Source organism: Kiloniellales bacterium (genome assembly GCA_030064845.1).
Lineage (GTDB): Bacteria > Pseudomonadota > Alphaproteobacteria > Kiloniellales > JAKSDN01 > JASJEC01.
This window is the reverse complement of sequence record JASJEC010000089.1, coordinates 1-12,950: the sequence shown is the minus strand read 5'-3', so window position 1 is coordinate 12,950 and position 12,950 is coordinate 1. Positions and strand designations below refer to the sequence as shown.

The following is a 12,950-nucleotide window of genomic DNA, read 5'->3' as shown; positions in this document are numbered from 1 at the left end:
TGTGCCGTAAAAAATTCATGAAAATCATCCGCTTGTAATCCGACTCTCCGGCTTTCTCTCGGCCCGGCCGCGGCTTACTGCTGGGACTCTTCCCTGACCCCTTCGATGTACTTCTGAAGATCCCGCCTCAGGCGCCCCTGGCCGACCGATTGGGCCACGCCGCTGAACAGGCCGGCCACCTTGTCGGTGAAGGCGCTGTTGAAAAAGAACAGCGCGCTGCCGTTCTCCAGTGGCAGCAGCAGGGCGTAGGCCTGCAGGGATTGGTAGGTATGGCCGACGAAGAACTGCCGCTGGCTCAGCAGCACAAAATCCTCGCCCTCCTGGACCATTTGATGCGCCAGGACGAAGGCGGGCCGGCCCTCCACGTCCCGCCTGATCCAATAGAGGCGATTGGAGATGGAATCTGGCTGGCCCTTCGGGTACTCGGCCACCGCCCGGCCGAATTCCGGATAGTACTGTTCGAAAAACTCTTCGGACCGCTGCTCGATCATCTGCAGCTGGTCGGCCGGCTTCAGCCTGTCGCCGCCGTGGTCGTAATCGGCGATGCCGCTCAGGCCCTTGGCGAGATAGGCCTCGACCCGCCCGGCGAGCACGTCCTGGTAAGCCTTGGAGACCGCCGCCGCGGCCCCCGCGTCGCCAGGCTTGACGTCCTTGAGGGCGGCGCGGAGCGCGTCGACCTCCGGCTTCGAGAGATTGAAGGTGCCGTCCGCCCGGACTCGCAGGAGCCGGTTGATTTCCCTTCTCGCGGATTCGGGAAAGACGACCGCCGCGAGCTCTTCGCGGTAACCCTCCGGGCTGAGCACGCCGAAGGCTTCCGTCCCCGGATCGCTCTCGATGTTGACCCCGTTCCGCGCGTTCTCGGCCAAGTCCGCAAGGGGTTCATCCAGACGGGTGCCCACGGCTGCATAGAGCTGATCTTCGCGCGTCCGCTCCAGGTCGGTCGCGACGATCTCGCCCCTGATGAGGGCCTTCTTCTGTTCGTCACTGTAGCCCATGAGCTGGACGACTTCATCGAACGACAAGGACTTGGCAAGTAGCGGCGGCGCGAGCCCGATCCAGGCCACGGCCAGTCCCAGGCAGGCGACTGCCCTGTATGCGCTCATGGTCGTCTCTCCCGCTTACCTTCGTGGCTTGCTTTCCCTCTCATCGCCCTGGATTGCCTCTGGCGATTCAGTCAAACCCGGATCTGCTCTAAAGCCCGGCCTGTCGGCCGGTGTTACTGCTGGCCGACTTTCATGAACTCGAGGAAGTCCTCCATCGTGATATAGCCCTTGCCCTTCGTGTCGATCTCCCGGAACACCCGCGCGTCGTTGAACTCGATATCCGAGATCCTCCCATCGCCGTCCTGGTCGAGACGCTTGAAGGCCTCGGGGCTGAGCACGGTCTCGTCGATCATGACGTAGCCGTCCGCGTTGACGTCGATCAGGCCTAGAAGCTGGACGCTGGCGAAGCGGTACTCGAACTCGTCAATCCGGCCGTCGCCGTTCTGGTCGACGAGTTGAAAGCGTTCCTTGGCCTGGGTCAGCCTGTCCACCTTTGTCGGCGCCGCTGCCTGCTGCGTGGGCGCGCTACCTTGGGACGCAGTGCCCCCTATGTTCGAGGCCTGGCCTTGAGAGATCTCGATCTCCTGGCGCAGCCCGTCCGCCTCCGCGCGCAGGGTCTTGAGACGGTCTTCCGCCCGTTCCAGGTCCCGCTCGACCCGGGCCGCTTTCGCCTCCTGTTCCGCCAGGCGTGTCTCCACGGTGGCGAGCTCGCTCCGGCTGGTCTGGGTCTGCTTGGTCAGTTCCGCGTAGGTTTCCCGGGCCGCCTTGAGCTGGTTCTCGAATTGGGCGACCTGTTGCTCGGCGGTGCTCAACTTGCCGCCGATGGCATCGAGCGCGCCGCTCGACTTGATGTACTCGTCAAGCTTGGCCTGGGCCGATCCAAGCTCTTGCGCCAGCTTGCTTCGGTTCGCTTCGCTCGCCTCGAGCTCGTCGCTCAGACTGCCGTTCTGAACGAAGACGACCCCGGCGAGAGCCCATCCCGCCACGGCTGCGGCACCCGCGATCCCAAGAATGACCTTCGACATCAAGCGACCTCCAAATCCAGAAGATTGAACGCGGAAAGAACCGAGCGCTGATCAGGGCCAGAGCAGATCCAGGTTTCACTGAATCGCCAGAGGCGATCCATCAAACCCGGTGAATCTGCTCTAACGAGTTGAGATCGAGCGGATTCACATGTTTTGACGGAAACGCGAAGCGTTTCCGTCAAAACATGATCCGCTCTAGCGCGCATCGCTCTGCACCTTGGCCCCAGCGGGACGTTCGGCTGCGACCGCGGCGAGGGCGACCTGCTGTTCCGGCTCCTCTGCCCCCGAATCCACCATCACGCGCTTCGGCGCAAACCTGATCCCGTTCTCGGCAAAGGCCTCCTGGACGCGTCTGAAGACCTCGCGCCGCAAGACGAACTGCTCGCCGGGTTTGCACATGAACTTGACACGGATCACGAAGGCGCCGTCGTCGTCCATGCGGTTGACGCCCTGGGACTTGACCGGCTGCAGCAGGTTGGGACCGAAATCCGGGTCCTCCATCAATTGCTGCCCGACCTTCTTCACGACCTTGCGCAGCTTCTCCAGGTTGGTGTCCGACGGAACGCGCATCTCGAGCTTCATCAGCACCCAGTCTCGGCTGTAGTTCATCACCTTCTGCACTTCGCCGAAGGGGATCGTGTTGATCGGCCCGTTGTGGTGGCGCAGGCGGAAGGAGCGCACCGAGATGCGCTCGACCATGCCCTTGGCGATCCCGACATCGATGTACTCGCCGATACGAAAGGCGTCGTCCGCCAGGAAGAAGGCGCCGGAAATCACGTCCCGGACCAGGGTCTGCGCGCCGAAGCCGATGGCCAGGCCGACCACGCCGGCGCCGGCGATGAGGGGGCCGATGCTGACCCCCAGCGAGGAAAGCACGACCAGGGTGACGATCACGACCAAGGTGACCAGGATGAACTTGCGGAGCAGCGGCAGGAGGGTCTGGGCGCGGGTCAGCCCGGTGCCGCCCGCCTCGCCCTCGACCATCTGTTCCACGTCGATGGCCTCCTGCGGGGCGTAGTAGGTGATCGCGGTCTTGACGAAGCCCCAGATGGCCCAGGCCAGGATGACCGTGACGACGATCTCGAAGAGCGCGTCGGCGACCCGCTGGCTCATGCTCGCCGCGGCGACATCGTGCAGGTCGAAGCCCCAGACGTTCGCCATCAGGACCACCACCAGAAGCCCCAGGATCACCCGCATATTGCGGACCAGCACCGGCTCGAAGGCCTCTCCGGCCGTTCCTTGCGGAGCCTTCGGTGCTTGCTCCGGTTCGGTTCCGCTCTCAGCCGCGGCCTCGGGCGTGGCGCCCTCGTCTGGTTCCGAGGCAGAAGCCCCGCAGAGCCGCTGGATGCCTCGGCGCGCGAGCCAATCGACCAGCGGCAACCCCGGCAGCAGACAGAAGCTCACCATGAATGCCAGCCGCTGGGACTCGCCCGTCAGCAAACCGGTAACCACCGCAAGGAGCCAAAGTCCGAGGAAATAGCAGCTGGCCAGGATGTGCCAGTTGGCCGCCAGCACTTCCCTGGCGCGGCTCGCCGGGCCGGCGTCGTCAGGCAGGATGGCCGCCGCGACGGTCTCACGGTCGCGCCAGACAATAGCGATGATGGCGAGCATGACCGCGAGGCTGAGTGTCATGACGACGGCCAGCATCGGTCCTTCCGGCAGCTGGTACTGCCGGAGCAGATCGAACAGCTTGAGGACCACGACGATCATCGACGCAATGGCGACGATCCGATGGAATGCGACCCGTGCCGTGCCGTCGGCTAGCGGAAGCAGGCGCCGCGCCGGATCGTCGGGGGAGAGGAGGGTCCGGGTGACGGCGGTGATGACCCGGATCAGGATCACGCCCCAGAAGATCGCCGTAATCGCCGCATTGGTCGGCTCGTGGCGATCGTAGAGCGCGAAGAAGATGACAACGGCGGCCAGCGCGAAGACGCCGATCGCGACGAGGTTGGTCAGGAGGTCCAGCATGGCAACGCAGAACTGGTCCAGAGAGCCGCGGAATTCGCTGCTGAACTTGGTTCCACGAAGACGCCTGAAGAGCCGACGGAACAGCCATTCGACGACGGCGGCGCCGATGAAGATGGCGGCCATGAAAGCTAATACCGACCAGATGTAGCCGCTGGGCTGGTCGGCCGTGATCTTGCCGATCACGAAGCCCCCCAGCTCAACGACCTCGGGCAGTGCCTCCGCCATCAAGGTCGAGCGCCGGTAGAGGGCTGCGAGGCTGTCGTCCAGGCTGGTCTCGGAGGCCCCGTCGCCGCTGGCGGCCTGCGCCTGCGCCACCTTGTCCAGCTGGTCAATGAGCAGCGCGCGCACATCATCGTCGGACAGGCGGGAGACGAGGTCCCGCACCTCGGTCTCGGTCAATTGCTCGGGTAGGACGGGTGCCGGCTCGGCGGCTAGGGTCTCGGCGGCCCATCCGCCAGTCGCGGGGAGCAGGAGCAAAGCGAGAACAAGGGCAAGCGCTCGCAACGCCGGCCCTGCCGCCGAGTCTCGACTATGCATGTTCAAGCCTCCCCCGGCTCTTGGCGGCCGCGATCCAACCCGCGGCTCTTGACAGCGCAGCCTATCCCGAGCGCCGGATCACGACAACTTTACAGGTCCCCCATCTTGCTGAGATCAAGCGATCCGAGAAGGGCCGAGGGCAGATCACCTTACTTTCTTGCCAACAAATAATGGAAAAGCAATGTGTTAAAGAGAAATCCTCATACCTGAACCGGCTTGCCGATCCTGATCGCCTCGGCGTAGAGCGCCCCCACGGCGCAGGAGGCGAGGCGCGTTTGGGTCGAGTCCGCGCGGCTGGTCAGGACGATCGGGACCCGGGCGCCGAGTACGATCCCGGCCGCGTAGGCCCCGGAGAGGAAGGTCAGGTTCTTGACCAGCATGTTGCCGGCTTCGAGGTCGGGCGTAACGAGGATGTCGGCCTGCCCGGCAACCGGGGAGTCGATCTGCTTGATCCGGGCGGCGTCCGGGCTGATTGCGTTATCCATGGCGAGCGGGCCGTCGAGAATGCCTCCGGTGATCTGGCCTCGTTCCGCCATCTTGCAGAGCGCGGCCGCTTCGATGGTGGAGGGAATCCGGGGCGTCACGGTCTCGACCGCCGAAAGAATCGCCACGCGTGGCTCTTTCACCGCGAGCCCTGCCACGAGGTCGATCGCGTTCTGGATGATGTCCCGCTTAGCCTCGAGATCGGGAAAAATATTGATCGCCGCATCGGTGATGAACAAGGGCTTCGGATAGGTCGCTACGTCCATGCCGAAGACGTGGCTGATCCGCCTTGCGGTGCGCATGCCCGCATCCTTCTGCATGACCGCGCTCATCAGCTCATCGGTATGCAGGCTGCCCTTCATGAGAACCTCGCCACGGGCCTCCTTCAGAAGTGTGATACCCCGGGCCGCGGCGGCATGACTGTGCGCCTCGTCGACGATCTCGAAGCCCGAGATGTCCAGGTCATTCTCGGCGGCGGCCGCTTCGATGCGTGCCCTGGGGCCGACTAGGAGCGGTTCGATGATCTCGGCCTTGGTGGCTTCGATCACGCCCTCCAGTGAGCTCCGGTCACAGGGGTGGACCACGATGGTCGGAACGGGCTGTATGGACTTGGTCCGAGCGATCAGCCGCTCGTACTTCTCGCCCTTGCGATGCTCGTTCGAAGCGGCATCAGTCATGGTGGATGCTCCCTGGGCTAACCTTTGGTTGCTGCGGTTGGGCCGGACGCGTCAGCTTCGGGCGCGCGGCGCCGCGCGGCGTTGTCTCGGCCGTGCCGTGGCGGTCGGCTTCTCGACTCTGGACGCCGCCGCCTTGGGGGACGCGCCGTCGGTCCCCTCTCCCTCGAGGCCAAAGCGCTCGGCCAACTGGCGCAGCTGGCTTTGCCGCGTCGGGCTCGGCTGACCGGCGGCGGTCGATACGCTGGTTACCTTGTCGAAAATATCGCGCCGCGCGCCGGCGTCGCCCGGCAGGAGCTTCGGCAGAGCTTCCAATGCCGCGTCCTCGTCCAGCAGCAGCATGAGGAACTGGTCGCGCACCAGCTGCTTGAACTCGACCAGCGACAACTGCTCGCGCTCGGGGGTCTGCTCGTGTATTCGCCGCAGGGCCTCGAAGCCCCGCTCGTCGATCCGGCCTTCCGGCAGTCCCGCAAAGATCAGCGAGCGAATGGCGGCCTCGCGCTTGCCGCCCGAAGCAATACGCTGCTTCAAGTCCTTGATCTTTTTGTGGACCAGGGCCTCATGGGCGGGGTCGCGTGGAGCGCCGCGCCGCTGGTGCTCGGCGCCGCTCGATTTCAGGCCGACGAGGGCCTGGAGCAGGTCTGAACCGTAGATCGAGAAGAATAGCTGCTCCTGCAACTGGTCCCGCAGCTCGCCGAAGTTATCCAGGCTCGCCACGATGCTGTTCGACATCTGCTTCTCGAAAGCACGGAAGGGGTTATCGTCTTTCGCCGGCTGCCGGTAGGTCCGGACGCTCTCAGCGGCCGCCTTGGTCCACGCCATCCAGGGATTGCTGTCGGAGAACAGCGTGTACTGCAGGCGGGCTGGGTTCAAGGTGCGCAACCATTCGGCGCTTTCTTCGGTCACGCTGGCGCGCAACCAGGGCGAGACGAACTGGCGGTAGAGGCCCTGGTTGATGTCGGAGACGCGCGCCACAGCCTCAAAGGCGCGGTCATCTTCTTTGTCCTTATCGCCCAACGCCCAGATATCGTCCAGAGTCCTCTTCTCGAAGGTGACGATGTAGTCGCCGTAGGCCAGATCGCGGTTCTGATCCTCTTCCGTCTTCTCGCGCACCACAGCCTCGTAGAGGCCAGGCGGCAGCACGTCGATCAGGTCCATGTTCTGGGTGAACTGGTCGTGCTCCTTCCGGCCGACGCGGCTCGACACGAAGATTCCCAGGTGTCCGATGTCGTGATGCAGCGCGTAGATGATCGTCTGGCCGTATGCGCGGATCTCGTCTACGTCGTTGTAGAGGTCCAGGATCCAGCCCAGCGCCTGCTGCGGCGGCGTGATGTTATCGCCGTGCGAACAGAAAATGATGATCGGGGACTTGATGTTGCGGGGATCGATGGCCACGCCGTCGGAGGTCTGGATCTCGCCGCGCATCAGCTTGTTGCCGACGAAGAGCTCGTCGGTGATGAACTGCATCTCCTCCGCGGTCAGCAGGACGTGTCCGCCCCACCAGCGTTCGAACTCCAGGTAGCGCGGCACCTCGGTATCGATCTTCGACCAGACATTGTACTGCTTGGTCCACAGCGTATTCGCCGGCTTCAGGTTCTCCATATTCTGGACCAGGTAGGCGCCGTCGAAGATGCCGTTGCCGAGGTCGTTCATCATGCTGGTAAGCCAGGTGCCGCCCAACAGGCCGCCGACGTAGCGCATGGGGTTCTTGCCGCGCACGCCGGCCCAGTAGGATAGAGGCGAACCGGCAACCAGCAGTGGCCCGACCGAGTCCGGGGCCAAGGCAGCCAGCATGATCATGGCCCAGCCGGCCTGGCAGTTTGCGATCACGCAGGGCTTGCCGTCGGCCTCCGGGTGGCGTGCCGCGACCTCTTCGATAAAGGCGAGCTCGGCGCGGCCGACGTCCTCGATCGTCTGGCCCGGCATGGGATCGGTCAGGAAGCCGATGAAGTAGCACGGGTGGCCGGCGTTCAGGATGGCGCCGACCTGGCTGTCCGGCTTGAAGCCGCCGATGCCGGGACCATGGCCCGCGCGCGGATCGACGACGATGAAAGGGCGCTTGGTGTCGTCGACCGTGACGCCTTTGGGGGCCTTGATCCGCACCAGACCGTAGTTGCAGGGACGCGGCTGATCGCGCCCGTCCATGACCAGCTCGAAATCGTAGGCCAATACGTGCTGGACGGGTTTCGACGCATGTTCCAGGTACTGGTTGCCGCGTTGCCGCAGGACATCCCAGAACAGGATGTTGCGCTGCCAGTTATCGACGGTGTAATTCCAGAATGACAGCCAGGGCGACTCGAATCCGGCGTCCAAACCTTGTCCTGCGCGATTCTCCTGACCGTCTAGCTTTTGCTTGGGCATGCCCTTGCTCCCGAACCCGATGAACTGTCGTTGAAGTACCACCGCGGCGCTTCTGTTGCAATGCAACATACACCCCCGGCAAGCGGATCGAGACATGATCTGGATCAAGGGAGGGATGAAAATTTTGTGACACCCGCTGGCGGAGCCAGCTACTCTAGGTTTCGCCCATCAGCGGCCGGGTAGCTTCGAGATACCCGAGAATCCAGGACGGGTCGGTGGTTCAGGGGTCGGTGGTTCGGGGTTAGACAACAACAACGGGCTGTTGCCGGACGTGGGGAAGGATCGTGTCTTCAGAGTTATGGCGCATAAATGTCTTAATGCAACAATCGAGAACATCGCTTTAATAAATTGAATTATTGAGATTTGTTGAACTGAGGAGGAAGAAAATGGTCAACGTGCTGCCGTTTCAGAGAACCAGCCTCTTGATCAGCGGAATCGACGACTACCTCGACAGAGTGGCAGATTCCATGTTGGTTCTCGAGCAGACGCTCATGCATTACGTCGACCAAGGAGCCGATGAGCATCTAGAGCAGAGGCTTAAGCAAATTCGTGAAATAGAGTCACGCGCGGATGAGCTCCGTCGGGAAATTGCAAACGTAATGTACACACAAATGCTTATGCCCGATACGAGGGGCGACATACTCACCCTCTTGGACGAGATCGACAACGTGCTGGACGACTGTGTTCGCCTCGTTGTCGGGCTCGCGATCGAGCGTCCGGAAGTTCCGAAGGATGTGAACGACGACACCAAGATTATCGTCGCCAACGTTGTGAAGTCAGTAGAGGCCATGGTGGAAGGCGCTCGCACCTATTTCAAGGATCCGCGCGCCGTAAGGAATCACACTCAAAAGATCGGCTTTTACGAGGAAGAGGCGACGACCCTTAGCCTGCAACTGGGGGTTCGCGTGTTTGACTCGGACCTGCCGTTGGAGAGAAAGCGGCAACTGGGCGACTGGATCGTAAGTTTCCGCCAGATTGCTTCGAAGGCTAACGATGTCGGAGACCGCATGGCGATTTTCGCCGTAAAGCGATCGCTTTGAACCGCGCGCCTTATCTCTTGGTCGGGGTGAGCTGACGGTGTGGGGTTAGATCATGGAAATCGTCGTTTTTCTTTTCCTTTCCAGTGGTTTGTTCCTGGGATGGTCGCTTGGCTCAAACGACGCGGCTAACATCTTCGGGACCGCCGTTGGGAGCCGGATGATCACCTTCCTAACGGCGGCGGTGATATGCGCGGTCTTCGTCGTCTTGGGCGCCGTGATCGGCGGTGCAGGGGCGGCCCATGGACTGGGCAAACTGGGCGCGGTAAACGCGCTGGCCGGCTCTTTCATGGTGGCGCTCTCTGCGGCGGTAACGGTCTACGGCATGACCAAGCTCGGCCTGCCGGTGTCGACCACGCAGGCCGTGGTCGGCGGCATCATAGGCTGGAATCTCTTCGGCGGCTTTCTCACCGACATGCAGAGCCTCACGAAGATCGTCGGGACCTGGGTCATTTGCCCGATACTTGGCGCGATCTTCGCGGCACTGCTCTACAAGGCCACGGTTGCGCTATTGCGGTGGGCAAAGATCCACATGGTTCGCTTGGATGTCCTGACTCGCATGGCACTGCTGCTGACCGGGGCCTTCGGAGCTTACAGCCTCGGTGCGAATAACATCGGAAACGTGATGGGGGTCTTCGTGTCCTCCTCGCCCTTCGAGGACGTGGATGTCGGAGGTCTCTTCACGCTCACGTCGATCCAACAGCTGTTCTTGATCGGCGGCCTCGCGATCGCCGTCGGCGTGTTCTATTCCAAGCCAGTCATGATGACGGTGGGCGACAGCATCATGCCGGTCGACCCGGTCGGCGCCTGGGTCGTGGTGATGGCCCAGTCGCTCGTGCTGTTCATCTTCTCTTCCAACGAGCTGTTGAGTTTCGTTGTCAGCCTCGGTTTTCCGCCCTATCCCTTGATCCCGGTGTCGAGCTCGCAGGCGGTGATCGGCGCTGTGATTGGGATCGGCTTGACCTATGGCCTGGCAGGGGCCCGGCAGATCAAATGGCGCGTCTTGGCGAACATCGGCTCTGGCTGGGTCATGACGCCAATCATCGCCGCTGCGATCAGCTTCTTCTTTCTCTTCTTTCTACAGAACGTCTTTCAGCAGCAAGTCTATAAGGCGATCCGCTATCAGCTCTCCGACGCCGTGATCGAACGTCTCGCGGGTGCTGGACTCGCGACCAAGCCGTTCGAGGACTTGCGCGGGCAGGAGCTTGTCTCCGCGACCGCCTTCAGGGACGCGCTGCGCGAACGCGCGAAGCTCTCGGCAGAGGACGAAAAGCAGGTGATCGCCTCGGCCGAGATCTATGCAATGGCGGTCACCCCGGAAGGTCTTGCCGAGTTGGATCGAAATTACCTGGGGCCAACAAGACTGAAGGCCGTTGAAGCCCTGGCCGGTCGGCGATTCGAACACAAGTGGCAGCTTCGGGTGGCTCTCGGGGAACTGTCCGAGGACTGGAAGGCCAAAGACGCGAGTCCACGCACCAAGGAGTACAACAAGGAACTCGCCGAGACGTACGACTATCTATTCCGAGAACTCGCGAGCGAAGAAGAATGAGACGATCCGGCGGCGAAGTCAGCATCGCGGGCGATCCCGGATCTATGGACAATCGATGTGTTTGGTTCCTATGGTTGGAAGAGGTTGTGGGGCGGCGCTTCTGTTGCAATGCAACATACACCCCCGGCAAGAGGATCGGGGCATGATCTGGATCAAGGGAGGAATGGAAATCTTTTGACACCGAATAGTGCTGCCGGTCTATTCTCGGCTCGGCGGCGCAGGGGGGTCCGGAAATTCCGGATTTCCGGAAATAGGAACTCGGTCCTGCCGCGAGGGTTATGGAACAATTTCAGGCAGATCCAAGGGGAAGTGGAAGCATGGCGAAAAAGAAGAGCAAAGAGAAGAAGACCAAAGAGCAGACGGCGGAGGCCGGGTCCGAGGCGCCGAAGAAGAGGATATCCGCCAAGGAGTTCGACAAGGAGCTCGAGAGTCTGCAGGTCGAGCTCTGCAAGCTCCAGTCCTGGGTCGTGAAGCAAGGCTTGCGGGTCGTCGTCGTGTTCGAGGGCCGCGATGCGGCCGGCAAGGGCGGGGTCATCAAGCGGATTACCGAACGGGTCAGCCCCCGGGTCTTTCGAGTCGTCGCCCTGCCGGCGCCGACCGAGCGCGAAAAGAGCCAGCTCTATATGCAGCGCTACCTGCCGCACTTCCCCGCCGCTGGCGAGATCGCTCTCTTCGACCGCAGTTGGTACAACCGTGCCGGCGTGGAGCGGGTCATGGGCTTCTGCACCGACGATCAGTACGAACGCTTTTTGCGCATTGCTCCCATGTTCGAGCGGGAGATCATCGAGGACGGCATCATCCTGATTAAGTACTTCTTTGACGTCAGCCAGGAGGTCCAGGAAGAGCGCTTCAAGTCCCGCGCCACGGATCCGCGCAAGCACTGGAAGCTGAGTCCCATGGACCTCGAATCCTGGGCCAGGTGGTGGGACTACACCAAGGCCTACGACGTCATGATTAAAGCGACCGACACGGACTACGCGCCCTGGTACAAGGTTGCGGCAGACGACAAGCGCTCGGCGCGCTTGAACTGCATTTCCCACCTGCTGAGTCAGATCCCCTACAAAAAGGTGCCCTTCGAGTTGCCGCCCCTGCCCAAGCGCCGCAAGCGCGGCCCGGACATCCCGGATCACGTGCTGTTCACGCACAGCGTGCCCGAGCTGTTCTGAAGGCGGCCTACCGGCGGCCCAGGGAGCGAGTCGAATGCTCAAATTCGCTCCAGGGCCGCCCGGTGACCATCGGGGTTGGCCCTGCGGGCTTCACCTGGAGGGACGTACCTCGGCGAGGGGTCGCTTGCCGAACGTCTTGCGCCGGCCAGTCAGGCCTACCCTTCGACGCACGGTGCGAATGCCAGTGTGTACCGGTCGAGTAGTTATTCGCCATCCCGGATCACGAAGTACGCGGCTATGTCGTTTCGATTTGCAAAGCTGAGCCCTTCGTCAGGTCCCATGACCATGAGCGCCCGGTTACAGGCTTAAAAATAGTGCCTGTAGCGACGGCCAACCCCATTAAGATCCAGAGGAGACCAAGAGCTAACGACCGCCGCGAAGACCCTTTGGCCAAATGGTGCGCAGCGCAAACACTCACGCGGTCAGCGAAATCCCGGACAGTGCCTCGTAGAGGAGCAGCAAGACCGAGAAACCGACTATTCCGGTGGTAAAGTACAAGAAGCTCTTGCCACCGGTTACAGTCGGTAGTTCGTAGACAAAGGCGACGATCAGGATTGCGCCGGCGACGAGGGAGAAGGTCAGCGCGAAGACGAGGTCCGAGACGCTGGTAACACCGCCCAATAGCCAACCGGCCAGCACAGCACCGGCGAGCAGGTAGCGAATCGAGCGGTCGTAGAGCCGAGGGACGCTTTTCTGCACCGCGTGGTCGACTCCGGCCATGTGGATCGCCATCGCCAGGGCGAAGATGATGACCGGTTCGTAGCGGTGGTCGGGCTGCTCCCCGATGAGATAACCGATCAGCGCGCCGTAGATGGCGAGCGGCAGTATGCGAAGATAGAGAACCCAGCGGTCCTGGCGTTCCTCTTCGCTCTGGGCCTCCTCCCGGCCGGATTCGCTTCCGACCTTCGCCAAGCCGAGGAAAAGGGTGAAGCCCACGAGCGCCAGCAGGTAGACGTGGTGCTGCAGAAAGCCGGCGAGATCCGCGCCCGCGACGGACTCGAGGGCTTGCTGCTTCTTTGAGAGATGGGGAAGGATGTCCAGGAAGACGTAGGACAAGGCGACGCCGGGGGCCAAACTGCGCCAGGGCTCGCGCTCGAGGAAATGCAT

At 62.4% G+C, this 12,950-nt stretch carries 9 protein-coding genes; 3 read left to right on the top strand and 6 right to left on the bottom strand.

Annotated elements, in window-relative coordinates; translation table 11 throughout:
- Positions 1 to 74: 74 nt before the first annotated feature.
- The 5 genes from QNJ67_21575 to QNJ67_21555 form a co-directional block, all read right to left on the bottom strand.
- Positions 75 to 1,103, bottom strand: coding sequence for a hypothetical protein (locus QNJ67_21575; GenBank protein ID MDJ0611578.1), 1,029 nt, complete (start codon positions 1,101 to 1,103; stop codon positions 75 to 77).
- Positions 1,104 to 1,216: 113 nt separating this feature from the next.
- Positions 1,217 to 2,068 (bottom strand): EF-hand domain-containing protein, encoded by an 852-nt coding sequence (locus tag QNJ67_21570; protein ID MDJ0611577.1) that lies wholly within the window; start codon positions 2,066 to 2,068, stop codon positions 1,217 to 1,219.
- Between the two features lie 195 nt (positions 2,069 to 2,263).
- Positions 2,264 to 4,435 (bottom strand): mechanosensitive ion channel family protein, encoded by a 2,172-nt coding sequence (locus tag QNJ67_21565; protein MDJ0611576.1) that lies wholly within the window; start codon positions 4,433 to 4,435, stop codon positions 2,264 to 2,266.
- A gap of 338 nt (positions 4,436 to 4,773) precedes the next feature.
- Positions 4,774 to 5,733 (bottom strand): phosphate acetyltransferase, encoded by a 960-nt coding sequence (locus QNJ67_21560; protein MDJ0611575.1) that lies wholly within the window; start codon positions 5,731 to 5,733, stop codon positions 4,774 to 4,776.
- 51 nt (positions 5,734 to 5,784) lie between these two features.
- Complete coding sequence (locus QNJ67_21555; protein MDJ0611574.1) at positions 5,785 to 8,091, bottom strand: DUF3141 domain-containing protein; 2,307 nt, start codon at positions 8,089 to 8,091, stop codon at positions 5,785 to 5,787.
- A gap of 386 nt (positions 8,092 to 8,477) precedes the next feature.
- Between QNJ67_21555 and QNJ67_21550 the strand changes: the two genes are divergently transcribed.
- The 3 genes from QNJ67_21550 to ppk2 all read left to right on the top strand — a co-directional run bounded on the left by QNJ67_21550 (position 8,478) and on the right by ppk2 (position 11,843).
- The gene (locus QNJ67_21550) at positions 8,478 to 9,131 is read left to right on the top strand and encodes a DUF47 family protein (protein MDJ0611573.1); all 654 of its coding nucleotides are present in this window, start codon (positions 8,478 to 8,480) and stop codon (positions 9,129 to 9,131) included.
- A gap of 52 nt (positions 9,132 to 9,183) precedes the next feature.
- A complete protein-coding gene (locus QNJ67_21545; GenBank protein MDJ0611572.1) occupies positions 9,184 to 10,677 on the top strand; it encodes an inorganic phosphate transporter in 1,494 nt (497 codons plus the stop codon).
- 317 nt (positions 10,678 to 10,994) lie between these two features.
- Positions 10,995 to 11,843: a polyphosphate kinase 2 gene (gene ppk2 / locus QNJ67_21540; protein MDJ0611571.1), complete on the top strand. Its 849-nt coding sequence runs from the start codon at positions 10,995 to 10,997 to the stop codon at positions 11,841 to 11,843.
- 414 nt (positions 11,844 to 12,257) lie between these two features.
- Here ppk2 and QNJ67_21535 read toward each other — a convergent pair.
- Positions 12,258 to 12,950 (bottom strand): hypothetical protein (locus QNJ67_21535; GenBank protein ID MDJ0611570.1); only part of this gene is annotated, 693 nt, incomplete at its 5' end.